Source organism: Nocardiopsis eucommiae (genome assembly GCF_965344335.1).
In the GTDB taxonomy this organism is placed as follows: Bacteria; Actinomycetota; Actinomycetes; order Streptosporangiales; family Streptosporangiaceae; genus Nocardiopsis; species Nocardiopsis eucommiae.
In genome coordinates, this window is sequence record NZ_CBDRIY010000001.1 from 34,411 (window position 1) to 58,448 (window position 24,038).

General features: G+C 71.4%; 23 protein-coding genes and 3 tRNA genes. 17 read left to right on the plus strand and 9 right to left on the minus strand.

Translation table 11 applies throughout. From position 1 onward, the window contains the following. Window positions 1–51 precede the first annotated feature (51 nt). Together ACRWK8_RS00160 and ACRWK8_RS00165 are read left to right on the plus strand one after the other, a co-directional pair. Window positions 52–2,487: a bifunctional salicylyl-CoA 5-hydroxylase/oxidoreductase gene (locus tag ACRWK8_RS00160; RefSeq protein ID WP_431867569.1), complete on the plus strand. Its 2,436-nt coding sequence runs from the start codon at window positions 52–54 to the stop codon at window positions 2,485–2,487. Continuing rightward, the gene (locus ACRWK8_RS00165; protein ID WP_431867570.1) at window positions 2,484–3,209 is read left to right on the plus strand and encodes an alpha/beta hydrolase family protein; all 726 of its coding nucleotides are present in this window, start codon (window positions 2,484–2,486) and stop codon (window positions 3,207–3,209) included. Before ACRWK8_RS00160 ends, ACRWK8_RS00165 begins: the two co-directional genes overlap by 4 nt. 70 nt (window positions 3,210–3,279) lie before the next feature. Here ACRWK8_RS00165 and ACRWK8_RS00170 read toward each other — a convergent pair whose 3' ends face one another. After that, window positions 3,280–4,335, minus strand: a complete 1,056-nt coding sequence (locus tag ACRWK8_RS00170) for a M48 family metallopeptidase (protein WP_431867571.1) — start codon at window positions 4,333–4,335, stop codon at window positions 3,280–3,282. Between the two features lie 256 nt (window positions 4,336–4,591). On the opposite strand from ACRWK8_RS00170, the gene nadD reads away from it, so the two are divergent. The 4 genes from nadD (at window position 4,592) to ACRWK8_RS00190 (ending at window position 6,463) form a co-directional block, all read left to right on the plus strand. Beyond that, window positions 4,592–5,200, plus strand: a complete 609-nt coding sequence (nadD, locus tag ACRWK8_RS00175; protein WP_304413744.1) for a nicotinate-nucleotide adenylyltransferase — start codon at window positions 4,592–4,594, stop codon at window positions 5,198–5,200. Between the two features lie 49 nt (window positions 5,201–5,249). Next, window positions 5,250–5,648: a ribosome silencing factor gene (gene rsfS, locus ACRWK8_RS00180; RefSeq protein WP_378735087.1), complete on the plus strand. Its 399-nt coding sequence runs from the start codon at window positions 5,250–5,252 to the stop codon at window positions 5,646–5,648. Window positions 5,649–5,690: 42 nt separating this feature from the next. Beyond that, window positions 5,691–6,314 carry a histidine phosphatase family protein gene (locus ACRWK8_RS00185; RefSeq protein ID WP_378735085.1) on the plus strand — a complete coding sequence of 208 codons (624 nt, stop codon included), beginning with the start codon at window positions 5,691–5,693 and terminating at the stop codon, window positions 6,312–6,314. 76 nt (window positions 6,315–6,390) lie between these two features. Next, a tRNA-Ala gene (locus ACRWK8_RS00190) sits at window positions 6,391–6,463 on the plus strand. Window positions 6,464–6,592: 129 nt separating this feature from the next. Here ACRWK8_RS00190 and ACRWK8_RS00195 read toward each other — a convergent pair. Continuing rightward, the gene (locus tag ACRWK8_RS00195; protein WP_431867572.1) at window positions 6,593–7,468 is read right to left on the minus strand and encodes an alpha/beta fold hydrolase; all 876 of its coding nucleotides are present in this window, start codon (window positions 7,466–7,468) and stop codon (window positions 6,593–6,595) included. 244 nt (window positions 7,469–7,712) lie between these two features. Continuing rightward, window positions 7,713–9,458 (minus strand): ABC transporter ATP-binding protein, encoded by a 1,746-nt coding sequence (locus tag ACRWK8_RS00200; RefSeq protein WP_431867809.1) that lies wholly within the window; start codon window positions 9,456–9,458, stop codon window positions 7,713–7,715. Window positions 9,459–9,602: 144 nt separating this feature from the next. Between ACRWK8_RS00200 and ACRWK8_RS00205 the strand changes: the two genes are divergently transcribed. Continuing rightward, window positions 9,603–10,190 carry a TetR/AcrR family transcriptional regulator gene (locus ACRWK8_RS00205; protein WP_378735081.1) on the plus strand — a complete coding sequence of 196 codons (588 nt, stop codon included), beginning with the start codon at window positions 9,603–9,605 and terminating at the stop codon, window positions 10,188–10,190. 31 nt (window positions 10,191–10,221) lie between these two features. Here ACRWK8_RS00205 and ACRWK8_RS00210 read toward each other — a convergent pair whose 3' ends face one another. Continuing rightward, a complete protein-coding gene (locus ACRWK8_RS00210; RefSeq protein WP_017545236.1) occupies window positions 10,222–10,515 on the minus strand; it encodes a GroES family chaperonin in 294 nt (97 codons plus the stop codon). A gap of 172 nt (window positions 10,516–10,687) precedes the next feature. Between ACRWK8_RS00210 and ACRWK8_RS00215 the strand changes: the two genes are divergently transcribed. Both ACRWK8_RS00215 and ACRWK8_RS00220 read left to right on the plus strand, forming a co-directional pair. After that, window positions 10,688–10,760, plus strand: a tRNA-Ala gene (locus ACRWK8_RS00215). 490 nt (window positions 10,761–11,250) lie between these two features. Beyond that, on the plus strand, window positions 11,251–12,099 hold the full coding sequence (locus tag ACRWK8_RS00220) for an NAD(P)H-binding protein (RefSeq protein WP_431867573.1): 849 nt from the start codon (window positions 11,251–11,253) through the stop codon (window positions 12,097–12,099). Here the strand turns inward: ACRWK8_RS00220 and ACRWK8_RS00225 are convergent. Continuing rightward, window positions 12,092–12,691 (minus strand): DUF998 domain-containing protein, encoded by a 600-nt coding sequence (locus tag ACRWK8_RS00225; RefSeq protein WP_431867574.1) that lies wholly within the window; start codon window positions 12,689–12,691, stop codon window positions 12,092–12,094. The genes ACRWK8_RS00220 and ACRWK8_RS00225 overlap by 8 nt on opposite strands. 128 nt (window positions 12,692–12,819) lie before the next feature. Between ACRWK8_RS00225 and ACRWK8_RS00230 the strand changes: the two genes are divergently transcribed. Both ACRWK8_RS00230 and ACRWK8_RS00235 read left to right on the plus strand, forming a co-directional pair. After that, window positions 12,820–13,677: an SRPBCC domain-containing protein gene (locus ACRWK8_RS00230; protein ID WP_378735077.1), complete on the plus strand. Its 858-nt coding sequence runs from the start codon at window positions 12,820–12,822 to the stop codon at window positions 13,675–13,677. 6 nt (window positions 13,678–13,683) lie between these two features. Beyond that, a complete protein-coding gene (locus ACRWK8_RS00235) occupies window positions 13,684–14,001 on the plus strand; it encodes an ArsR/SmtB family transcription factor (protein WP_378735075.1) in 318 nt (105 codons plus the stop codon). On the opposite strand, the gene ACRWK8_RS00240 is transcribed toward ACRWK8_RS00235, so the two are convergent. Together ACRWK8_RS00240 and ACRWK8_RS00245 are read right to left on the minus strand one after the other, a co-directional pair. Beyond that, complete coding sequence (locus ACRWK8_RS00240) at window positions 13,973–14,206, minus strand: hypothetical protein (protein ID WP_378735073.1); 234 nt, start codon at window positions 14,204–14,206, stop codon at window positions 13,973–13,975. The two genes, ACRWK8_RS00235 and ACRWK8_RS00240, sit on opposite strands and share 29 nt — an antisense overlap. A 194-nt stretch (window positions 14,207–14,400) precedes the next feature. Further along, window positions 14,401–15,939, minus strand: a complete 1,539-nt coding sequence (locus ACRWK8_RS00245) for an endonuclease/exonuclease/phosphatase family protein (protein ID WP_431867575.1) — start codon at window positions 15,937–15,939, stop codon at window positions 14,401–14,403. 210 nt (window positions 15,940–16,149) lie between these two features. Here ACRWK8_RS00245 and ACRWK8_RS00250 point away from each other — a divergent pair. From ACRWK8_RS00250 to ACRWK8_RS00270, 5 genes are all read left to right on the plus strand, one after another. Further along, window positions 16,150–16,222: transfer RNA gene (locus ACRWK8_RS00250), tRNA-Ala, on the plus strand. A gap of 342 nt (window positions 16,223–16,564) precedes the next feature. Then, window positions 16,565–17,785 (plus strand): glutaminase A, encoded by a 1,221-nt coding sequence (glsA, locus tag ACRWK8_RS00255; protein WP_378735068.1) that lies wholly within the window; start codon window positions 16,565–16,567, stop codon window positions 17,783–17,785. Between the two features lie 86 nt (window positions 17,786–17,871). Continuing rightward, entirely contained in the window at window positions 17,872–18,222 is a 351-nt protein-coding gene (locus tag ACRWK8_RS00260; RefSeq protein WP_431867576.1) for an ArsR/SmtB family transcription factor, read from the plus strand. Then, window positions 18,215–18,688 carry an SRPBCC family protein gene (locus ACRWK8_RS00265; RefSeq protein ID WP_431867577.1) on the plus strand — a complete coding sequence of 158 codons (474 nt, stop codon included), beginning with the start codon at window positions 18,215–18,217 and terminating at the stop codon, window positions 18,686–18,688. The genes ACRWK8_RS00260 and ACRWK8_RS00265 overlap by 8 nt, the downstream gene beginning before the upstream one ends. Before the next feature lie 94 nt (window positions 18,689–18,782). After that, complete coding sequence (locus ACRWK8_RS00270) at window positions 18,783–20,903, plus strand: ATP-dependent DNA helicase (protein ID WP_378735064.1); 2,121 nt, start codon at window positions 18,783–18,785, stop codon at window positions 20,901–20,903. 127 nt (window positions 20,904–21,030) lie between these two features. Here ACRWK8_RS00270 and ACRWK8_RS00275 read toward each other — a convergent pair whose 3' ends face one another. After that, entirely contained in the window at window positions 21,031–21,555 is a 525-nt protein-coding gene (locus ACRWK8_RS00275; RefSeq protein WP_378735062.1) for a DUF6315 family protein, read from the minus strand. Window positions 21,556–21,750: 195 nt separating this feature from the next. Next, the gene (locus tag ACRWK8_RS00280) at window positions 21,751–22,098 is read right to left on the minus strand and encodes a hypothetical protein (protein WP_378735060.1); all 348 of its coding nucleotides are present in this window, start codon (window positions 22,096–22,098) and stop codon (window positions 21,751–21,753) included. 186 nt (window positions 22,099–22,284) lie between these two features. Here ACRWK8_RS00280 and ACRWK8_RS00285 point away from each other — a divergent pair, with 186 nt between their 5' ends. Further along, the gene (locus ACRWK8_RS00285; RefSeq protein ID WP_378735058.1) at window positions 22,285–24,033 is read left to right on the plus strand and encodes a hypothetical protein; all 1,749 of its coding nucleotides are present in this window, start codon (window positions 22,285–22,287) and stop codon (window positions 24,031–24,033) included. Window positions 24,034–24,038: the final 5 nt, after the last annotated feature.

Here is a 24,038-nt window from a genome sequence, read left to right on the forward strand (position 1 = left end):
TTCCCACCCCGGCGTACGGACACGGAAGCCCGGCGAACAGAAAGGCAGACGATGCGTATCGCGTGTATCGGGGCGGGCCCGGCCGGGCTCTACTTCGCGGCCCTGGCCCGACAGTTGGACCACACCCACGACATCACCGTCTACGAACGCAACGCCCTCGACGACGCCTTCGGGTTCGGGGTGGTGCTCTCCGACGAGACCCTCGACGGGATCGAACACGCCGACCCGGCCGTCTACGAGGCCATGGCCTCCGAGTTCGCCCGCTGGGACGACATCGACGTCCACCACCGCGGCACCGTCACCACCTCCGGCGGGCACGGCTTCGCCGCCATCGGCCGCCGCCGACTCCTCGGGATCCTGCGCGCCCGTTGCGCCGAGCTCGGGGTCCGGGTCCTCGGCCGCACCGAGGCCCCACCCGCCGCCGAGCTGGCAGCCACCCACGACCTGGTCGTCGCTGCCGACGGGGTCAACAGCCACACCCGGTCCGCCCACCCCACGGCCTTCGGCACCGAGCTCCAACGGCACCGCAACCGCTTCATGTGGCTCGGCACCGACCTCGTCTTCGACGCCTTCAACTTCCACGTCCTGGAGACGCCGCACGGGTTCATGCAGCTGCACTGCTACCCGTACTCCACCGACTCCAGCACCTTCATCGTCGAGATGGCCGAGGACGTGTGGCGCGGGGCCGGGTTCCTCGACCGCGACCTGGCGCCGGGGGAAAGCGACCTCGCGGCGATCGCCCGGTGCGAGGACCTCTTCGCCGAGGTGCTGCGCGGGCACCGCCTCCGCCCCCACCACTCCCGCTGGCAGCGATTCACCACCGTGCGCAACCGCACCTGGCGCCATGGCAACATCGTCCTTGTCGGGGACGCCGCGCACACCGCCCACTTCTCCATCGGTTCCGGCACCAAACTGGCCATGGAGGACGCGCTCGCCCTCGCCGCGTGCCTGAGGGAACAGCCCACCGTCGAGGCGGCACTCGGTGCCTACGAGGACGAGCGCCGTCCCGTCGTGGCCAGTACCCAGCGCGCCGCCCGGGCCAGCCTGGAGTGGTTCGAGGACATCGCCCGGCACGTCGACGCGGAACCGCTCCAGTTCGCCTTCGACCTGCTCACCCGCAGCCGTCGCGTCACCTACGACAACCTGCGCCTGCGCGACCCCGGGTTCGTCGCGCGCGTGGACCGGTGGTTCGCCGGTGAGGTCGCGGCGGAACGCGCTCCGGAGGGCGGCGCGGCGACAGCGGAGACCATCCCCGCCGAACCCGCGCCACGACCGCCCATGTTCCATCCCTTCCGGCTGGGGCCCCTGGAACTGGACAACCGGGTGGTCGTCTCGGCCATGGACATGTACTCCGCCACGGACGGCCTTCCCTGCGACTTCCACCTCGTTCACCTGGGCGGCAAGGCCCTGGGCGGGGCCGGGCTGGTCATGACCGAGATGGTCTGCGTGTCCGCCGACGCCCGCATCACCCCCGGCTGCGCGGGCCTGTACACGCCCGCACACGAGGCCGCCTGGCGCCGCGTCACCGAGTTCGTGCACACCCACAGCGCGGCCAGGATCGGCGTGCAGCTCGGCCACGCCGGACGCAAGGGCTCCACCCGCCTCATGTGGGAGGGCATCGACCAACCCCTGCACGCCGGGAACTGGCCCCTGGTCGCCCCCTCACCGCTGCCCTACCGGGACGGGGTGAACCAGGTCCCGCGGGAACTCGACCCCGCCGCCATGGCCGCGATCCGCGACGACTTCGTCTCCGCCGCCCGCTCCGCCGACCGCGCCGGGTTCGACCTCCTCGAACTCCACTGCGCCCACGGCTACCTGCTCTCCTCCTTCCTGTCCCCGGTCACCAACCACCGCGCCGACCACTACGGGGGAGACCTGACCGGACGGCTCCGCTACCCCCTGGAGGTCCTGGCCGCGGTCCGCGCCGCGTGGCCCGACCACAAGGCCCTCACCGTCCGGATCTCCGCCACCGACTGGGTCGGGGACGGCACCACCGCCGACGACTCCGTCCGTATCGCCCGAGCCCTGGTCGAGGCGGGCGCGGACGCCATCGACGTCTCCACGGGCCAGGTCACCCCGGACGAGCGCCCCGCCTTCGGCCGCAGCTACCAGGTGCCCTTCGCCGAACGCATCCGCCGCGAACTCGGTGTGCCGGTCATCGCGGTCGGCGCCCTCTCCTCCCACGACGACGTCAACTCCACGGTCCTCGCGGGCCGGGCCGACCTCTGCGCCCTGGCCCGCCCCCACCTGTACGACCCCCAGTGGACCCTGCACGCCGCCGCTGATCAGGGCTACTCCGGACCGGGGGCCACCTGGCCCGTCCCCTTCAGAGCGGGCAGCCGCAGGCCGCCCACCGGCCGGACCGACGGGCCCCGCCCCCGACTCGACCTGCTACGTTCCTCCGAGACAACGACCACCCGGCACCGGCGGTGGCGCCCGGACGCCCCCGGGACGGACCCGGCCCCGAACGACGGAGGACCACGGTGACGACGACGCCCTACGGTGAGCACCCCAGCCAGATCGTCCACCGCTGGGACCCGCGCCGCACCGAGGGTCCCGCCCCCGTGGCGGTGCTCCTGCACGGCGGCTGGTGGCGCGACCTGCACGACGCCCACCTGATGGACCCGATCGCCCGCGACCTCGCCGACTCCGGGTGGGCGGTGTGGAACGTCGAGTACCGGCGCACCGGCGCGGACGGAGGCGGCTGGCCGCAGACCCGCGACGACGTCGCCCGCGCCCTCGACCTCCTCGCGGAGACGGCGGAACACGACCCGGGGTTGGACACCTCCCGGGTGGTGTCGATCGGCCACTCGGCCGGGGGACACCTCGCCCTGATGACGGCCGCCGACTCGCCGGTGACCTCCGTGGTGCCCATCGCGCCCATCACCGACCTGCGCCGCTGCGCCGAGGCCGAGCTGGGGGAGGGCGCCGTCGCTCCCTTCCTCGGACCCGACCCCGGGCCCGCGCTCTACGCCGAGTCCTCTCCCCTGCACCGGGTTCCGTTCGGAGTGCCGCAGCTGTTGGTCCACGGCGACGCGGACCAGCGGGTGCCGGTCGAGCACAGCCGGGACTACGTGGCCGCGGCCCGCGCCGCCGGGGAGACCGTTGACTACCGGGAGGTCCCGGGCATCGACCACTTCGCCGTCATCGACCCCGAACGCGCCGCCTGGCGCCAGGTGCGCGACGCGCTCGCGCACGGCTGGGGCTGACCGCCGCACCCCCGGGCACGACGGAGGGCGGCGCCCGGCCGGAACCGGACGCCGCCCCGTGTCAGGGAAGCTAGTTCCTGGTGCCGTCGCCCTCGGTGCCGCCGCTCTGGCCACCCCGCCAGCGGTCGGCCACCGTGTCGAAGATCTGCCCGCCGGCGCGCCCCGCGCCGCCCGCCACGTCACGGATGGTCTTCACCAGCGGGTCGGAGGAACGGCTCCAGCCCTCCCGGTAGGAGTTGGCCGCGCCGCTCGCCTCCTCGGAGACACTGGCGTCCTTGTCGGAGGCGCGGCGCGGGTACTGGCCGTCCAGGATCCGCTGGTACTCACCGCTCTCGGTCCACCGGTGGAGCTCGGCCACCCGGACCACCGCGAACGGGTGGCTCTGCGGAAGGGTGGTCATCAGCTTGAGCACGCTGTCCACGGCGTCGCCGCCGCCCTCGTACTCGCGAGCCTGCTCCATGAACGCGTCGGGGTTCATCTGGGACAGGTTCGACCCACCGGCCAGCTTCATCAGGGCACTCTTGGCGGCCTCGGGGTTCTGGCAGGTCAGAAGCCCGGCGCGGTCGCTGGAGAGCTCCGACTTGCGCTGCCACTCCCGCAGGCCCGCGAGGATCGCCTGGATCGCGATGGCGCCCAGCGGAATCCACATGATCTTGGTGGAGAGCCACACCAGCAGGAGGAGGATGGTGCGGTACACGGAGTGCCCGCTCAGCACGTGACCGACCTCGTGGCCGATGACGAACCGCTTCTCCTCGGCGTTGAAGAGGTCGAACAGACCGGTCGTCATGACGATGAACGGCTTCTTGCGGCCGATCGCCATGGCGTTGGGCTGGGGGTCCATCTTCACGTAGAGCTCGGGCACCTCGTCCAGGTCCAGGACATAGGCGGCGTCGCGGAGGTAGTCGTGCAGCTCCGGGAACTGGGTGGGGCTGACCCGCACCGCGCTGGAGAGGAACATCAGGCGGAGCGAGCGCTCGTTGATCCGCCCGAACAGTGACTTGACGAGGGTGTCGAAGCCGGACAGCGAACGCAGCGCTACCAGGGCGCCGCGGTCGGCGGGGTGCTCGTAGGCACGCGGGGAGATATCGGTGAGCCGGACGCGTACGCGGTCTGGTGAGTTGGCCATAACGGCATGCTATGCGGCACGATGCCCGTTGGCCACGGTTCGGAGCCATCGAGATATGACGTGATTCGCGAGTGTTTCACGAACCCCGAGGGAAGCAGGGCGCCCCGCTCCTTGTTCCTGGTGTTGCCAGGACCTTCACGCCCGCGATCCGTCGGGGTCGGTTAATCTCGGTTGGCCGAAACCGGCAAGACGGCAGCGAACGGAGCGCACAGTGACACACCAGGCCACCGGCGGCTCCCAGGGAGGGAGCCCACCCGTGAGACGGGACGGCTCCGCGCCGACCCGGGTCGGCATCATGGGCGGCACCTTCGACCCCATCCACCACGGGCACCTCGTCGCCGCGAGTGAGGTCGCCCACCTCTTCGGCCTCGACGAGGTCGTCTTCGTGCCCACCGGGCAACCCTGGCAGAAGGACCTCGACAAGGTCACGCCCTCCGAGGACCGCTACCTCATGACGGTCATCGCGACCGCCGAGAACCCCCAGTTCAGGGTCGACCGCGTCGAGATCGACCGTTCCGGCCCCACCTACACCCTCGACACCCTCCGCCAGATGCGCGCCGCCTACGGCCCCGACGTGGAGCTCTTCTTCATCACCGGGGCCGACGCGCTGGGCGCCATTCTGAGCTGGCACAACGTCGACGAACTCTTCGACCTCGCACATTTCGTAGGCTGTAACCGGCCCGGACACCACCTCAGCGACACCGGCCTGCCCGAGGGCAAGGTCTCCCTGGTGGAGGTCCCCGCGCTCGCCATCTCGTCCACTGAGTGCCGCGAACGCGTACGCAAGGGCGAACCCATCTGGTACCTCGTGCCCGACGGCATCGTCCGCTACATCCACAAGACCGGGCTCTACCTGGAGTCCTGACCGCGCCACGCGGACCCGCACCCCGAACAAGTAAGGCAGCAGGCACAACGTGACAGCCACCGACAGGGCCCTGGAACTCGTCAAGGTCGCCGCAGAGGCCGCCTCCGACAAGCTCGCCCAGGAGATCATCGCCTACGACGTCAGCGAACAGCTCGTCATCACCGAGGCCTTCGTCCTGTGCTCGGCGCCCAACGACCGTCAGGTCCGCGCCATCGTCGACGAGATCGAGGACCAGCTCCGCATCCAGTCCGGCGCCAAGCCGGTCCGCCGCGAGGGTGAGCGCGACGGCCGCTGGGTCCTCCTGGACTACGCCGACATCGTCGTCCACGTCCAGCACGAGGAGGAGCGCGGCTACTACGGTCTCGAACGCCTCTGGAAGGACTGCCCGGAGATCGAACTCCCGGAGAGCGCCCGGGGCGCCGAGCGCACCCCGCTGGACGAGCTGTGACCTCCGAGGCCGCCCAGACGTCGAACTAGAGAGACACACCACGTGAGTGACGCCCCTCGTGTGCTGTTCTGGCGGCACGGACGCACCGCCTGGAACGTCGAGAAGCGCTTCCAGGGACAGACCGACATCGACCTCGACCCGGTCGGCCACGCACAGGCCGAGCGGGCCGGTCGGCTGCTCGCCACACTGACGCCCGACCTCATCGTCGCGTCCGACCTCAGGCGCGCGGCGGACACCGCCGGGTACCTCTCCCGCTCCTCCGGACTCCCCGTGGAGTACGACAAGGGGCTTCGGGAGCGCTTCGGCGGTTCCTGGGAGGGGCAGACGTCCTCCGAGCTCGCCGCGCGCTGGCCCGTGGAACACCCCCGGATGGACATCCCCGACGGGGAGCACATCTCCGACGTGGGGGACCGCATGCACGCGGCCATCCACCGGGGCATCGACCGGACCCCGCCCGGGGGGCTGCTGGTCATCGTCAGCCACGGGGCGGCCCTGAGGATCGGCATCACCCGTATGCTCGGCGTCCCCGACGAGCAGCGCGAGATCCTCGGCCCGCTCAGCAACGCCTGCTGGTCCGTGCTCCAGACCCGGGGGGACACCTGGCGCCTCATGGAACACAACGCCGCCAGCCTTCCCGAGCCCGTGGTGCTCAGCGACGACGCCTGATCCGTTTAGACGAACCGCGCATCTTCCGCTAAGGTTCAGGGAGTCGGAGGGGCACACGCCTCCACGACTCCCACACGGGGCTATGGCGCAGTTGGTAGCGCGCCTCCATGGCATGGAGGAGGTCTGGGGTTCGAATCCCCATAGCTCCACTCGTATCAGGGCGGCCCTGCTCACGCGATCACGCGCGAGCAGGGCCGCCTTCGTCGTTCACGTGGGCCCGATCATGTCGTGGCCGCGCACCGAACCGCCGACGCGGGCCTCCCCGGAACTCGGGGGGCTCAGCCCCCGACGGTGTCCAGGAAGGCCCGGGTCTCCTCGACGAACCGGTCGTGTGCCTCCAGCTGCGCCCAGTGCCCGCACTCCGGGACCGTGACGAGCCGGGCGTCCGGCATCAGCTCGGCGGCCCGCCGGGAACCCCGGAGCGGCACGATCGGGTCCCTCTCGCCGTGGAAGAAGAGCGAGGGGGTGCTGATCTCCCCGACCACGGGCAGGAGGTCGTTGCGCATCCCGTGGGGGCCGAGGTTGGCCTGGTTGTAGCGGAGGTATCCCAGCGAGGCGCCGGGACGGCGCCCCTCGCGGCGGAACTCCGCCACGACCTCGGGCGGCATCGTCGACACGTCGTGGACCACCGCGCGCAGGGCCAGGCCGACGAACCGGTTGGCCAGGGCCGAGAACCGGAGCAGGAGCGGGTCGGGCATCCGTGCGGCCCACCAGGCGGCTCTGTGCGTGAACCGGTTCCCGACACGGTCCCCCAGGCCGCCCGGGGCGATCAGGACCAGCGCCCGGACCCGGTCCGGGTGACGCCGGGCCAGGTTCAGGGCCACGTCACCTCCCATCGAGACGCCCGCGACCACGGCCCTCTCCACTCCGAGCCCGCTCAGGAGCCGGGACAGGAAGTCGGCCTGCGCCGCCGGTCCGCCCAGCGGCTCGATTCCCACGGTGCCGCCGAACCCGGGCAGATCCGGCGCGATCAGGCTGTGGTCGGAGCCGAACTCCGTGAACATCCGGTACCAGGAGATCGCCGCGTTGTCGTTGCTGCCGCCGTGGACCAGCAGGAGGGGCGGGGCGTCGGCCGATCCACCGCGGAGGACACGGACCCGGCCGCCGTCGAGGTCGAGGTACTCGGAACGGGCACCGTGCGGGAGGAGGGTCATGGTCGGCTCCAGAGGGCTTCGAGGTCGTCGGTGGGGCGCGCGAAGCACACCTTGCCGGGCGTGGTGTCGGTGGTCTCGGCGACCGCCGCGCGCGACCAGTTCGCCCATGCCGTGGTCGGACCATGGTCCGTCCAGCCTTGATGACCAGATTCGTCTGTCTGGTCATGCTAGGCCGGAGGGTCGGGAAGTCAACGCCTTCAGGGGGTTCCCGGGAGACCGCCCGGCGGGGCGGTCTCCCACGGGATCAGGCCGAGGCCACCTCCTCGTCGCGGCCCTCCACGTCCGCGATGTGCAGCGCGGAGACGAGGTCCCGGTACAGCTCGTCCTCCTCCAGGAGCCGCGCGTGCGTGCCCTGCGCGCGGATGCCCCCGTCCTCCAGCAGCAGGATGCGGTCGGCATGGATCACCGTGGACAGCCGGTGCGCGATGGTCACCACCGCGGCACGGTCGGCGTGCCCGCGCACGCTGCGGGTGATGGCCGCCTCGGTGATCGCGTCCACCTGTGAGGTGGCCTCGTCGAGGAGCAGCACGTCCGGGGACCCGAGCAGGGCGCGGGCCAGGGCGATGCGCTGGCGCTGGCCTCCGGAGATCGAACCGGCGTCCAACGGGGTGTCCAACCCCTCCTCCAGAGCGGCGACCTTGTCGGTCAGCAGCACCTCGTCCAGAACCCGCCGAACGTCCTCCTCCGACGCCTCCGGGTTGGTGAACAGCAGGTTCTCGCGGATGGTCCCGGGCACCACCGGGGTGTCCTGCTCGACGTAGGCGAAGTGCCCGCGCACCTGCTGGGGGGACAGTTCCCGGTACGGCGTGCCGTTGACGGTGATCCGGCCCTCCTCCGGCTCCAGGAACCGCAGGAGCAGGGACAGGACGGTGGTCTTGCCCGCCCCGGAGGGGCCGACGATCGCGGTGTGCCCGCGCCGGGGGATGGTCACGTCGATCCGCTCCAGCGCGGCGGCGGCTCCGGGCGCGTAGCGGGCGGTGACACCGCGCAGCTCCAGCAGCGGGCTCCCGTGACCGTTGCTGGCGGCCGGAGCGCTCCCGGAGGGGGCCTCGGCGGTGGGTTCGAGCGGGATGGCCTCCACCTCCCGGATGCGCTTGGCGGCGGCGATGCCCGACTGGAGGGTGGTCACGCTCTGGGAGAGCTCCATGACCGGATTCATCAGCGTGAAGGCGTAGAGCAGGAACGCGACCAGCGTGGAGACCGCGATCTCCCCGGAGGCCACCCGCGTCGCGCCCACGCCGAGGATGGCGATGATCGCCAGCTGGACCCCGCCGAAGGCGATGGTCCAGGCCACGGCCTCGCGTCGGACCGAACGGATGCCGTACCGGGTCGCGTCTTCCGCGTGTTCGAGGATCTGCGAGCCCAGGCGCTCCTCGGCCCTGCTCACCTTCACCGTGCGGATCGCGCGGAGGGAGCCGTCGAGGACCCCGCCCATGAGCCCGAGGGAGTTCTGCGCCTTCTCCTGGGCCCTGGCGATGGCGGGCATCAGGGTGAGGAACAGGACCGTGACGACGACCACCGCGACGACCGTGACGCTCAGCAGGACGAGGTCCAGGACGCCCATCATGATCAGTGTGCCCACCATGAGGACACTGCCGTTGACCAGGCTGATGATGCTGCTGGAGGCGGCCTCCTTGAGAAGGACGGTGTCCGAGGTGGCCCGGGTGACGAGCTCGCCGGAGGGGCGCTTGGACATCGGGAACAGCGCGGCTCGGAAGTAGCGGCGCACGAGGGAGGTGCGCGCCTCCAGGACGACCTTCTCCGCGACGGTGCCGAGCACGATCCAGTGCCACAGACCGGTCACCAGGCCGACGCAGAACAGGCTCAGCAGGATCGCGATGGGCATCGCGAGGCTGCCCGAGTCGGAGATGGTGTCCAGCACGAGCTTGACCACCATCGGGTTGGCCAGCTCCAGGGCCGAGCCGAACAGGGCGAGGACCAGGCCCAGGAGGAGCTTGTTCCGGTGGGGGCGGACGAAGGACCAGAGCACCCGCAGCTGGGCGAAGCGGGGCTCCGGCATGGGTCTGGGGTCGGGTGGGGCCGGTGCTGCCGGTGGATGATCAGTCATGGATGAAATTAGGTCATAGGCGACCGATTATTGTCAACAGATTACCGACGCCCCTACTATGAGGGCATGGTGAAGAGCGATCCCTCCGAGGAAGAGACCAGAACCCGTGCACGGACCCGCCGGGCGATCCTCGACGCCGCCGTCGACGTGCTGGGTGAGAACCGTGCCGCGCCGCTGTCCCACGTGGCCACGCGGGCCGGGGTGGCCCGGAGCACGCTCCAGCGCTACTTCCCCGAACGCGCCGACCTCGTCGCCGCCCTGGGCGACTACGCCAGTGAACTGGCCAACGAGGCCACCGAACGCGCCCGCCCCACGGAGGGCACCGCCATCGAGGCCTTCTCCCGCCTCGTGTCCGAGTACTTCGCGCTCCAGAAGATCTCCATGCTCTCCTTCGGCGGAGACGACCCGTCGCAGGAGCGGGAAGAGGAGGAGTGCGGACCCAGCGACCTCGCCTTCTACGAGGTCGTCGAGCGCGGGCACGAGGACGGCACCATCGACCCCCGGATCACGCCGCTGTGGGCGCAGCAGCTCCTGTGGTCCACGCTCTACGGGGGGTGGCTGTACGTGAGCTCGGCGAGGGTCCCCGCCTTCGAGGCCCACAACATGTGCGTGCTGTCGCTGGTCAAGGCGGTCTCGCGGGAGAGGCAGGGCTGACCGGGCGGGCGGGGCCCGGCCGCCGGTGGAGTCACAGGTAGAGGCCGGTGCCCCGGTCCGGAGCCTCGTTCGCGATCGCGTGGACGTCCCGCTCCCGCAGGATGACGTAGCGCTCGCCGTTCAGCTCGACCTCACCCTGCTCCTCGGGGTCGAAGAGCACGCGGTCGCCGGTCTTCACGTGGCGCGCGCCGGTCCCGGCGCCGCGCACCTCGCCCCACGCCAGCCGGGTCGCCAGCTTCACCGTGTCCGGGATGACCAGACCCGCGCTGCTGCGCCGCTCACTCTTGTCCGGGACCGTCTTCACGAGGAGGCGGTCGTGGAGCATCTGGATTTCAAGCTTTGATTCGGCCACCTCCCCAGAGTATTCGGCCCGTCCGTGAGCGGACCCCGCGCACCGGGACACCGGACGTCCACCCCGGGTTTGACCCTGGTCCCACCCACCCTTGACTTCCTGTAGAGTTGAGGAGTGCCGAGCGGGGAAACCGTCCGGCCTACCAGGGGCTATGGCGCAGTTGGTAGCGCGCCTCCATGGCATGGAGGAGGTCTGGGGTTCGAATCCCCATAGCTCCACGAGCAGGACCCGCGTGGTCGGTTGCCCAGCAACCCGCCCGCGGGTCCTTCTGTTTTGCCGGGGACGACCCGAGCTCGCGACCTCCGAAACGACTCGGCTGGTGCGTGAAGGCGCTCGTCGGCTCGTCGCGTCGTTTCCCGGAGGACGCCCGAAGCCCCGCCGCGCACTCGCACACCCCCGTCGCCCCCGCTCGCGCTCGCCGGAGGCGCTCCTCCGCGGCTGAGGGAGGCTGGTCGTCCTCCCACGCGGCCACGCCGGGTGGGAGGACGCTCACGCGGCCACGCCGGGTGGGAGGACGCTCACGCGGCCAGCCCTGCTCCCGGTCGGTGGACCGGCGTCCCTTCAGATCCCCCGGAAAGTGCTTCCGGCAGCGCTCCCCTTCCTTTCGGGGTTCGACTTCTGTTGAGGGTTATCACCCTGAACATCCTCCATGGCGAGCTCAACCCTCTACAAATGGTTCAAAGATACGGTTGAAGCGGAGGTGTGCGAATGAGAATTCTCGTGACCGGGGCGAGCGGTCATGTCGGCCGGCTGGTGGTGGAAGGGCTGGAGGGCGTCGAGGTCCGGGCGCTCTCGCGGCGGATCCGTGCGGACCTTCCCGTGGGCGTCGAGGGCGTGGTCGGTGATCTCTCCCGGCCGGAGAGTCTGGAAGGGGTTTTCGAAGGGGTGGACCGGGTCTATCTCTTTCCCGTCCCGGACACGGCTGAGCGTGTGGTGGACATGGCGCGTGCGGCGGGTGTCTCGAGAGTGGTGACACTGTCCTCCGATGCCGTCACCCACGGGTTCGACACCGACTTCCACCTTCCGGTGGAGAGGGCGGCGGAGGCCTCGGGATTGGAGTGGACGCACGTGCGTCCGGGAGAGTTCGCGTTGAACCGGCTCTGGCTGTGGGGACCTTCCATCAGGGGGCGGCGGGTGGTCAGGGACCCGCTGCCGGAGGAGGCCTGGTACCCCGTGCACGAGCGGGACATCGCGGATGTCGCGGTGGCCTCACTGGTGGGGGAGGGGCACACGGGGCGCGCGTACACCCTGAACGGCCCCGCTCTGGTGAGCCGCAGGGAACAGGTCGCCGCGATCTCGGAGGCGATCGGAGAGCCGGTGCGCTTCGAGGTGGTCGACCCCCACACGGCGAGAGAGGACTACCTGGCGCAGGGCGGGTTCGCCGCCGACAACGCTGACTTCCTGCTGGGCTTCGAGGACTACTCCGGAGGCGAGTCGGACCCCGGGGGGCAGGAGGTCCACCAGGCGGAGGCGGTGCCGACCTCGATGGACGCCATCGGGCGGCCCGCGCGCACCTTCCGGCAGTGGGCGCGTGACCACGCGGCGGACTTCAGGTAGTCGCCCAGGCGAAGAGGCAGCCGAGCCAGACCAGGCTGACGGCGATCGCCGCTCGCTGGACGAGGCCCGTCCGGGGCGCGTCCCTCTCCCACAGGTGGCCGAAGGCGCCGGCGGCCACCGCCGACACGGCGGCGACGATCCCCGACCCCACCCTCCAGGCCGGGTCGTCGAGCCCGAACACCGCGATGAACGGGACCCCCGGCAGCAGCAGGAACACCACCATGCCCGCCCAGTCGTGCGTCTGGTGTCGTGCGGAGTACTCCTCCGGCGTGGTGTCGGGGGTGCCGGTCGGGTAGCCCCGCATCGGGTCCATGCGAAACGCTCCCGAGGCCACGAGGCCCAACCCCAGGGCTCCCACGCCGAGGGCCAGGACCGTGCTGCCGATGGCGCCGGGCAGGGCGACGGCCCCCGCCGCGACCAGCAGCCCGCAGAGGACGAAGTTGGCCGTCTGGACCCACCCGCGCGGGCCCAGCGCGAGTGCGCTCACGGGGTGTCTGACCGGGTGGTATCCGGGTCGTGTGAGACCGTCCAGCAGGAAGACGGCGACGAACAGCCAGGAACCGGCGGCTCCGGACCACAGGAGTGGGGTCATGGGGGGACTCCGAACCTAGACCGTGGCCGGATTCTAGTCCGGGGTCGGGCACGAGGGAATCATGCAACCCGGGGGTTGCGCTCCGGGTCACGCATGTGCAACGCTGGAGTTGCACAAGGGAGGCTCGTGTGGACAGGATCGAACGGCGGATCGACATCGACGCCAGCGCGGAGCGGGTCTGGGACCTCGTCTCGCGGCCCGGCTGGTTCATCAACGACGGTCGCGTGGTCGACCACCGGATCGACGAGGTCGAGGATGGCGTGCACCTGGTGCACGACCCCACGCACGGTGAGTTCCTGGTGCGCACGGAGAAGCTCGACCCACCGCACCACGCCGTGTTCAGCTGGCTCGGCAGGGTGGACGACAAGCAGTCCACCCGGGTGGAGATCTGGGTGCGCGAGCGCCCGGGCGGGGTGACGCTCACGGTCGTGGAGAGCGGGTTCGAGACGCTGGGCCTGGCCGAGGCCGAACTGCGCGACCACGTCGCCGGGCAGATCGAGGGCTGGGAGATCGAGCTCGCCGCCGCGCGCGGCCTGCTCGATCCGGTCACCGTCGAGCGGACCGTGCACGTGGACGCCAGCCCGGAACGGGTCTGGGCGGCGGTGACGACACCGGAGCACTTCGCGGCCTGGTACGCCTTCGACGGGGCTGACTTCGAGGCGCGCGAGGGGGCGCCGATGGAACTGCGCTGGGCCGAGCACGGAACGTTCCGGGGCCGGGTCGTCGAGGTGGAGGCCCCCCGCCGGTTCGCCTACCGGATCGCCATGGAGCCCGAGACCGACCCCGGCACGGACGACAGCACCCTGGTGACCTTCGAGGTCAGGGCCTCGGGCGCGGGGAGCCTGCTCACGGTCACACAGGTCGGGTTCGATGCCCTGGCCGAGCGCTTCGGTGACGCCGCGGGCAACGCCTCGGCCGAACTCGAAGGGTGGAACAGCGGGTTCACCACCCTCGCGGGCCACCTCTCCGCCACACGGGGGAGATGAGGCGCCGTGGACACCACACTGCCCCCCGTCTTCGCCGCTCTGGGCGACGACACCCGGTGGAGCATCCTGGTCCGGCTCGGACGGGAGCCCGCCTCCGCGTCGGAACTGGCCCGGGAACTGCCCGTGTCCCGACAGGCGATCGTGAAGCACCTGGAGGTCCTGCGCACGGTGGGGCTGGTGCGTACCAGACGCAGTGGTCGCTCGATCGTTCACGAGGTGGAGGGTGCCCGCCTGGACGAGGTCGGGCGGAACCTGCGCGGCATCGCCGCCGCGTGGGACCGCAGGCTGGAGGGGATCAGGTCGATCGCGGAGGAGAGGGGCTGAACGGCTCCTCGGACCCGCCGCGCTGGCCGATGAAGGAGAGGAGGGCCGGATCGTCCGAGGTGATGCGGTCCACCTCGGTGCCGCCGTCGCAGGTGAGCATCGACACGGTCACCGTGGCGTCGCCGCGTTCCACCACCCGCCACAGAGCGCCGTGCTCCTCCCAGCGGAGCAGGGCGGCGACCTGCGGGTTCTCTGCGGAGTGCACGGAAGCTTCCTCCCCGGAGGTGACGACACCGACACCTCCAGGGTACGAGGGCGGCTCCCAGGCGAGGCGAACCGGATCCCGCCGACGGTGGCGCACCCGAGAGCCGAGCAACGGGCGGGACGGCGCCCGGCCGGGACTCCCGGCCGGGCGCCGTCAGGGTCCCGGCGAGCACCCGTCGGCGGGACCGAACCCGCCTAGGAGGGGAGCGAGTAGAAGGTCAGCACCGCGGCGTGGTCGGTGGTCCACTCGTTGTCGGCGTGCTCCGGTACCGGGGCCGGGTCCCCGACGACCAGGTCCCGCGAGTCCCGGACCGTGAGATCTCCCGCGTGGTAGACGAAGTCGATCCGGTCCTGCGGCTCCTCGCGGCCCGTGGACCCCTCGTGGAACGGGTACAGCGGCGACCAGGTGAGCCCCGGGGCGCTCACGGGATCCGGGTGGGCCACCCGGTAGGAGTCGGTGAACCCGGCCTCGGTCGGCAGCACCGAGGTCGGCCAGGGCACGTCCGCGTACCCGCAGTTCCTCTCCCGCAGCTCCTCCGTCCAGTCCAGGTGCGAGGGAGCGTTGAAGTCACCCACGAGCAGCACGGGGATTTCGTCGGCCGCTTCCACCTGGTCGGACATCGCGGCGAGGGTGTCGGTGATCTGCGGGGTGCGCCCGGACTCCGCCTCGCGCTCCAGGACCCGGTCCACGTCCATGCCGTCGAAACAGAAGTCGTAGGGGCCGTAGGGGGTGTACCCCAGGTGCACGTTCCAGAGGTTGACCTGGGACTCCTCGCCGTCGAGCGCGATCCGCACCCCGCCGGAGGCGTTGACCTCGCCGTACTCCTCGGCGATCGGGTACCTGCTGATCACCCCGAGGCTCCCCGAACCCTGCCAGTGGTGCCAGCCGAGGGCCTCGGCCAACCGGGCCGCGTGCGTGCCCTGCGTCTCCTGGAGCCCGACGACGTCGGCGCCGCTCTCCAGCAGGAACCGCAGCTGCTTCTCGTGGTACCCGTTGATCCGGGTACCGCCGTGCCAGGTGTTGAGGCTCATCACGCCCACCTCGTCGACCAGCGGCTGGTCGTGGCGGCGCACGGGGATGATGACGTCCAGGCGCGCGGAGGAGCCGTCCTCGCCGGTGGCCTCCACGGTCACGCGGGCTGAGGAACGGTCGGCGCGGGAGACACCCGCCGGGGTCTCCCGGTGAACCGAGGCGCGCGGGGTGCCCGAGAGCGTCCCGTCGGAGGAGACCTCGACCCAGCCGTCACCGCCCACCTTGGTGAACCCGGTGGCCCCGCCCGAGACCAGGCCGCCGAGCCTCGCCTCGTAGGCCTGGCCCTGGCGGGCGTTGTGCAGTGTGGCCTCCTCGACGGGGAAGGAGACCGGGCCGTCGGCCGACAGCCGCACCTCGACCGGTTCGGCCAGCCACTCGTAGCCGTCGCGTGCCAGGAAGTAGGCCGTGTAGGTGCCCGGTTCCAGGGAGTCGACGGGCAGGCGCACGCTCCCCTCGGCCTCGGGCGCGTACTCCCAGACGAGGGAGGGCGCCACGTACTCCTCGTCCACGGGACCCCCGCCGGAGGAGCGGTACAGCCCGATCCAGTTGGCGGAGTGCGGATCGGGGGTGGTGTAGGCGAAGGTGAGGTCCTCGCCCTCGGTCGGGCTCAGGGTGCCCTGCGGGGCGGCGGACACGGGGTGGGCGCCCAGCGCCAACAGGAGTGCGGTGAGCACCGTCGGGATCAGGAAACGGACACGCATCCGGGGGAAGCCTCTCGTTCGGGGGATGTCCAGACTCAAGCCACCATCCGGTACCCCGGAAACGGGCATGTCCAACATGGGGGACCTCGGCTGAAGGCCGGATGAACTCCGACCGGCGCCGGAGCTCCCCGGTGTGGGGCGCCTGACACGGACGATGTTCCCGGCACCGCCCGACATCCGTTAGAATCGAACCGTCGCCGCAAGGCACACGGGGCTATGGCGCAGTTGGTAGCGCGCCTCCATGGCATGGAGGAGGTCTGGGGTTCGAATCCCCATAGCTCCACTCCACTCCGGAACGATCCTGCTCGGGGGACTTTGTCCTCCTCGCCGGGTCGTTTCGTCGTTTCTTCTGGGGGGCGACCCCCAGGCCCCCGGTGGGGCTTCGCCCCGCGGGTCCGCTCTCCGAACGATCCTGTTCGGGGGACTTTGTCCTCCTCGCCGGGTCGTTTCGTCGTTTCTTCTGGGGGGCGACCCCCAGGCCCCCGGTGGGGCTTCGCCCCGCGGGTCCGCTCTTCGAACGACCCTGTTCGGGGGCTTTGTCCTCCTCGCCGGGTCGTTTCGTCGTTTCGTCCGGGGGCCGCGTGGCCGGGACCGTCGCGGGTCCCCGCGTTCCTAGACTGGGCGGATGGACCACGACCCCGCCGACGAGACCAGCCCCGTCATCCAGGTGCTGGACAAGATCCGTGCCGAGGTCGCCGGGCTCACCGGAGGCCGGGTGGCCGACTACATCCCCGAACTCGCGCACGTCGACCCTGACCTGTTCGGGATCGCCGCGATCAGCGCGCACGGCCGCTCCTACTGCGTGGGGGAGTCCGAACTCCCCTTCACCATCCAGTCGATCTCCAAGCCCTTCGTGTACGCGATCGCCGTGGAGCAGCTCGGCCTGGACGTGGTGCACGAACACGTCGGCGCCGAACCCAGCGGGGAGCCCTTCAACGCGATCAGCCTGGACGAGCACGGCCGCCCCGAGAACCCGATGATCAACGCGGGCGCCATCGTGACCACCTCCCTGGTGGAGAGCGCGGACCCGGCTCGGCGCTTCGAGCGCGTCCGGTCGGTGCTGTCGTCCTTCGCCGGGCGTGAGCTGGACGTGGACGAGGACGTGTACCACTCCGAGGCCGAGACCGGACACCGCAACCGCGCCCTCGGATACCTGAGCCTGGCCGGAGGCGTCCTGGTGGGCCGGGTCGAGGACGCGGTCCAGGACTACTTCCGCCAGTGCTCCCTCAGCGTCACCGTGCGGGACCTGGCGGTCATGGCCGCGACCCTCGCGGTCGGCGGGGTCAACCCGGTGACCGAGGAGCGGGTGGTCTCCCAGCGCACCGCCCGGCACACCCTGTCGATCATGTCCAGCTGCGGCATGTACGACCGCGCGGGGGAGTGGGGGCTGCGGGTGGGCATCCCCGCCAAGAGCGGGGTGAGCGGCGGAATCCTCGCGGCCGCCCCCGGCGCGTTCGGGGTGGGCGTCTTCAGCCCTCCACTGGACGACGCGGGCAACAGCGTGCGCGGGGTGGCGGCGCTGGAGCGACTCTCCGACGACTACGACCTGCACATGCTCCAGACACCGTCGGAGCCGCCGTCCCCGATGCACAGCGTGACCAGGGAGGGGAACCGGCTCGATGTGCGGCTGCGGGGCGAGATCGACTTCCTCGCCGCCGAGCAGATCGTGTCCCGGCTGGAGGAGGCGATCGACGACGCGCGGGTGAGCTCGGTGAGCGTGGCCCTGGAGCGGGTGTCCGGGCTGAGCGACGCGGCCCGGTCGCTGCTGGCCGCCGAACTCTCCGAGCTGGCCGACGCCGGAGTCGAGGCCACCGTCAGCGACCCCAGGGGCGTCCGCCGCGCCTGAGGGACGGGCGGCACGCCCTTGACGAGAGGCCGCGCTCGGCACATAATCAATGTGTTGGTTGATTAAGCGAAAGGTTGAACAGGCAGATGGCGCACGATCCGCTCAGTCTGACGTTCGCCGCGTTGGCGGACCCGACCCGTCGGGCGATCCTCGCCCGGCTCGCGGAGGGCGAGGCCACGGTCAACACCCTGGCGGAGCCGTTCGACATCAGCCTCCAGGCGGTCTCCCGGCACCTGAAGGTCCTGGAACGGGCCGGGCTCATCACCCGGGGACGCGACGCCCAGTGGCGCCCCTGTCGTTTGGAGTCCGCGCCGTTGGAGCAGGTCAACGAGTGGGTGGACCGTTACAGGGGCCACTGGGAGGGGCGCTTCGCCCGCCTGGACGAGGAACTTCGCAGGATGCGGAGCAGCACCGAAGGAGAGCAGAGCCATGAGTGACCTCAGTGTCGTCGCCGAACCGGGTCGTCAGGACATCGTGATGACCCGCACCTTCGACGCCCCGCGAGACGTCGTCTTCCGTGCCATGACCGACCCCGCGCTCCTCCCGAAGTGGTGGGGGCTCAGGGAGACCGAGACGGTCGTCGACCGGTTCGACTTCCGCTCCCAGGGCAACTGGCGGATCGTCGAGCGCGACGCGGACGGGCAGGAGTACGGCTTCCACGGCGTCATCCACGATGTCAGCGCACCCGAGAGCTTCACCCAGACCTTCGAGTTCGAGGGCATGCCCGGGCACGTCCTGATGGAGACCCACCGCCTGGAGGAGGTCGACGGAGGTACGAGGTACACCTCCATTGCGGTCTTCCAGAGCGTGGAGGACCGGGACGGCATGCTCGCCTCCGGCATGGAGACCGGCGCCGGGCAGTCCATGGACCAGCTGGAGGAACTGGTCCGCTCCCTGGTCTGAACCACGGGCACTCGGGGCCCGGCCTGCGGACGGGCCGCGAACCGGGCCTGTGGACGGCGCCGAACCTGTCGTCACCGGCGGGTACTGTCGATCCGTGGCAGATCTCCCCGACGTACCCACCCTGCTCGGCGCGGCCGTCAAGTCCCTGGGCGGCAGCAGCCGAGAGGGTCAGCAGACCATGGCCGGCGCCGTCGCCGAGGCGGTCGAAGAACGTGAACACCTGGTGGTCCAGGCCGGTACCGGTACCGGTAAGTCCCTGGCGTACCTCGTGCCCGCGATCAGACACGCGATGGCGACACGGACCACGGTGGTCGTCTCCACCGCCACCATCGCGCTCCAGAACCAGCTGATCGACCGCGACCTGCCGCGCCTGGCCGCCGCCCTGGCGCCGCTGCTGCCCCGTGAACCCACCTTCGCGGTGCTCAAGGGGCGACGCAACTACCTGTGCCGCAACCGCATGCAGACCGCGTCGGAGGAGGAGGCCGAGGGCAGCGAGCTCTTCGACGCCCGCCAGCTCTCCTCCCTGGGCCGCCAGGTCGCCCGCGTGCACGAGTGGGCCGAGGAGACCCTCACCGGGGACCGCGACGAACTCGTGCCCGGCGTGAGCGACCTGGCCTGGCGTCAGGTGTCCGTGGGAGGGAACGAGTGCATGGGCGCCCGCGTGTGCTCCTTCGGTCAGGAGTGCTTCGCGGAGTTCGCCCGCGAGGCCACCACCGGGGTCGACGTGGTGGTCACCAACCACGCCATGCTCTCCATCGACATGTCGCAGGGCTACCACATCCTGCCCGAGCACAACACGATCATGATCGACGAGGCGCACGAGCTGGTGGACCGTGCCACCTCCGTGGCCACCGGAAGCCTCACCGAGCGCACCGTGACCACCGCCGCCAAACGCGCCGCCCGCCTGGTCGAGCCGGGGATCAGCGAACGCCTCAGCGAGTGCGCGGACGGACTGGCGCTGATGTTCACCGAGGTGCCCGAGGGGCGCCTCGACCACATCGACGAGGGGCTCGCCGGTGCCGTGGCGGCGGCACGGGACGCCTCCGCCGCCTGTATCGCCGCGATCGGCCCCTCACCGGGCGAACTCGACCCGGACACCGCCTCCGACCGGCGCCTGGCCCTGGCGGCGCTCTCCGAGGTCCGCGAGGCGGCCGAGCGGGTCCTGGAGTCCTTCGAGCCGCCGCTCCGCGACCGCACCGAGATCGTCTGGCTCACCAAGGTCCCCGCGCGTCCGCCGACACTCAACGTCGCGCCGCTCGGCGTGGGCGGCCTGCTCAGGGAGAAGCTCTTCGGTGACCGCACCGTGGTGCTCACCTCCGCCACGCTCACCCTGGGCGGCGACTTCACCGCCCTGGCCCGGCAGTGGGGGCTCGGCCGGGAGGTCACCCAGGAGGCCGCGGAACGCGCCGCCCGCGGCGCCGGAGCGGTGGAGGAGGCCCCGGCCGGTCCCGCGGACCCGGACACCGAAACCGGGGCGGACACCGACGAGGACGGCCCGCACCGCGCGGCCGGAGAACCGCGCTGGCGCGGCCTGGACGTCGGATCGCCCTTCGACCACGGCCGCAGCGGTATCCTCTACGTCGCCCGCCACCTGCCCAAACCCGGTCGCGACGGGCTCTCCGAGGCCTACCTCGACGAGATCGCGGAGCTCATCGAGGCCTCCGACGGCCGTGCCCTGGGCCTGTTCTCCTCGATGCGCGCCGCCCAGCAGGCCGCCGAGGAACTGCGCGAGCGCCTGGACCAGCCGATCCTGTGCCAGGGGGAGGACTCCACCGGGCAGCTGGTCCGCCGTTTCTCCGAGGAGGAGCGGTCCTGCCTGTTCGGGACCCTGTCCCTGTGGCAGGGGGTGGACGTGCCGGGCCCCTCGCTCCAGCTGGTGATCGTCGACCGCATCCCCTTCCCGCGCCCCGACGACCCGCTCGCCTCGGCCCGCCAGAGAGCGGTCTCCGCGCACGGGGGCAACGGCTTCCTCTCGGTGTCGGCCACGCACGCGGCGCTGCTGCTCGCCCAGGGGACGGGGCGTCTGCTGCGCTCCACCGACGACCGGGGCGTGATCGCCGTCCTGGACCCGCGCCTGGCCACCGCCGGGTACGGGGGGTTCCTGCGGGCTTCCCTGCCGCCCTACTGGGGGACGGCCGACCCCGAGGTCGCGCGTTCGGCCCTGCGCCGTCTGGCCGAGAAGGCCGGGGCGGCGCGGGACGAGTCCGCCGCCTGAACGTGTCCGTGACACGACGGCGGCCGGGCGCCCCTGGGGTGCCCGGCCGTTGCCGTGGTCGCTGTCGAGCCGGGGGCCGACGGCCCGCGCCCGTGCGCCGCCCGTGTCGTCCCGGTGTCGCGCGGGGTCAGCCCCGCGTGCGGTAACCGAAGAGCCGGATCGCGTACCCGGGGGAGTCGTCCTCCGGCTCCTGGATCTGCCAGCGGTCGTCGTGTTCGCCCACCAGCAGCTCGTTCCACATCATGTCGATGAGTTTGAGCCGGGACACCACCGAGGCCTCGGGGTCGAGCACGATCGCGTAGGCGTGGTCGGTGAGCCGCTGGGTCACCATGCCCACGGACTGGCCGTCCCAGATCGCCGGGACGGTGGCGTGGCCGATCTCGACCCCGCACAACCGCAGCTGCTCGACCTCCTCGTCGAGGGCCTCCGCAGCCAGGGCGCCGTCGAGCCGCAGCGCGTCCTCCAGCTCGTCACGGTCCTCGTCGGCACGCAGGTAGGCGTGGTAGGTGCGGTAGCCGCACGGGCGGCACTTGCGCCAGACCACGCAGCGGGCCAGTCCGTAGGCGGACTGCGCCTCACCGACACTCTGGTGGTCGCTCACCTCGCGAACCATGCCGCATTCGCAACACAAGGCAGTGAGATCCTGCTTCATCGGAGTCCCCCCTCCCAGGCGAGTATGCGACGGATGGAGGCCGTTAGGGAACCCGTTCGGCAAGGAAGTCGCGGCAAGGACTCGTCATCAATGCCCAAAATGACCGAGTGACGGGTTTCGGACGTGCTCAGAGGGGGTGTGGACGTGGCCGGTCTCACGCGGGGGCGGTATGCTCCGCCCGCACCGGTCGAGGGTTCACTCGTCCATGGACAGACCGCGCTTGTTGCGCGCGGTCCAGTCCCGCATCCGCTGCGGATAACCCACGATCTGCACGTCGTACGCGGGCGTGGCCAGGTCGCTCGCGACCTTGCGGATCACGTCTGGGGAGCCGCAGCGCCGCCGGATCCACTCCCCGTCCGTGGCGACGGCGACCGCCGTGGCCCGTGTGGCGAAGGTTTCGGGCTCCACGAAGAACTCGACCCCCACCCGGCTCTTGGCGAAGTCGATCAGCGCCTTGATGTCCGAATCCTCGGCGGCGCGGTCGAAGCGGGCCTTGCCCTTGCGGTTGGCCTTACGGAGTCCGAACCGGTCTCGCCATCCCATCGGCGCTCATGTCTCCCTCGTGCCGCCCTGTACCAGCCGTCCGCTGTACACCTCCGAGTCTATCGGCCGTGATCCGCCACAGGCCGAGCCGGAGTGCCTCCCCCACACCGGGTTCACGCGTTCTCCAGACAGCTCTGTCACCACGCTGCTACGTTCTGTTCGCACATGCCACTGGGGGGAGACACCATGACGATGTGGACATGGGTGGGGGAGACCGGACGTCAACTCCGCGCCGCCGGACAGGACGAACTCGCCGAAGCCGTCACCGAGCTGCCCGTACTCAGCGAAGCGGGCGACGCGGTCAAGGTGGAGGCGCTGGCCAGGTCGGCCATGCGCACCGCCCGCCGCCTCGTCGCCGAGGCCGGGAAGTCCGACAACCCCGCGCCCACGGCGGTTCCGGCCTCGGTCCCGGGGGTGTTCGGCCCGCCGACCCTGTTCTTCCTGGCGCACTGGCCGCTCGCCGTGCGCGTGGGATCCCTGGCGGAGGGTCGGCGCGCCCTGGAACAGGCCAGGGCCGTCGTGGAGGACGAACCCGCGCCGAACCAGTACGGGCCGCTGGCCGTCTCCGCCCTGGAGACACTGGTCCGCTGCCACGCCAACATCGACGCCAGGGGCACCACCGACCAGCGCCGCGAACTCCTCTCCGCCCGCCGGCTGTCCGGCTGGGAGGCCACCCCGGCCTGGCCCGCCTTCACCCTGGCCCGCGTCCACCTCCTCATCGACGAGGGGCAGGCCGACCGCGCCGAGGCGGAGCTGCGCCGCTACGACCACACCGCCACCGGCCCCGCCGTGCTCGGCGCGGAGGGTGTTTTCGCCCTCGTCAGGGCCCTGCGCCACCAGGACAAGCACACCGACGCCCTGGACGCCCTGGACCGGATGGAGGCCGAGCTCGAGCTGGGCGGACGGGGCGGCGACGGTTCCGCCGTCAACCCGCGCCGCGCCGCCCTGCTGCGGATGATCCGCTTCGAGCGCGCCCGGCTGCTGTCCTGGCTGGCCCGCCTGGGACTCTGCGACGCCCGCCAGGCCATCGGCCTCCTGCCCACCGTGGAGGAGGCCGAGACCTACCCCAAGCTGCGTTCGGCGTGGGTGGAGTCGGTGGAGAACCTGGTCTGCCAGGGCAGTGTCCGCAACGACTGGCGGCTGGGCGTCCGGGTGACCACCTGGTCCCGCTACTTCGAGCGGGTGGGGGCGCCCCGCCGTGGCGCCGAGCTCGCCCTGGCCGCCTCCCGGCTGGCCAGCGGTCGGGGCGCACGGTGGGTGGCCGAGTGCTCCGCGCAGCGCGCCGAGCGCCTCATCCGGGAGCTCGGTGCCGCCGAGGAGATCACCGGTGACCTGGTGGAGGTGCGATCGATGGTGCGGGGGTTGGAGGCCGCCCACCCCTTGGCCCCCTCCGGCGGCATCCTCGACTTCCTCCGGGCACAGAAGGCCGAGGAGGTCAACCCCGAGCAGCAGGCGGAGCAGGTGAACGTGGCGCTCATGGAGCGCCCGCACGACTCCGCGCTGCTGAGCGCGCTCGGACAGGTGGGCCGCACCCTGATGCTCTCCGACGTGGCCACCGAACCCCAGTGGCGCCACGTCCGTGAACAGCCGGGAGACCAGCGCGCCGCCCTGTCGCTCCTGGAGACGCTTCTGCACGACAACGACACGGCCGGGGTGCGCGACCTCGTCCGCACTCTGGCGGCCGGGGCGCTCGTACGCGAACACGCGTCGCGGGTGGAGTCACCGCCGGTTCCGGACCGCCCTCAGGCGGGGGACCGGAGGCCGGTCACGGAGCTGCGGGAACCGGAGACGGCCCAGGACCGCCCGCGTGCGGACGACGCAGCGTGGGTTCCGGTGCGACCCCAGGTGGTGGAGCCCCAGCCGGTCCCGGACCACCCGACCGTGCGGGAGACGCGGGAGGCCGCGGGGGCCGTGCGGTTCGGGGCCGGCGGCTGAGCGCA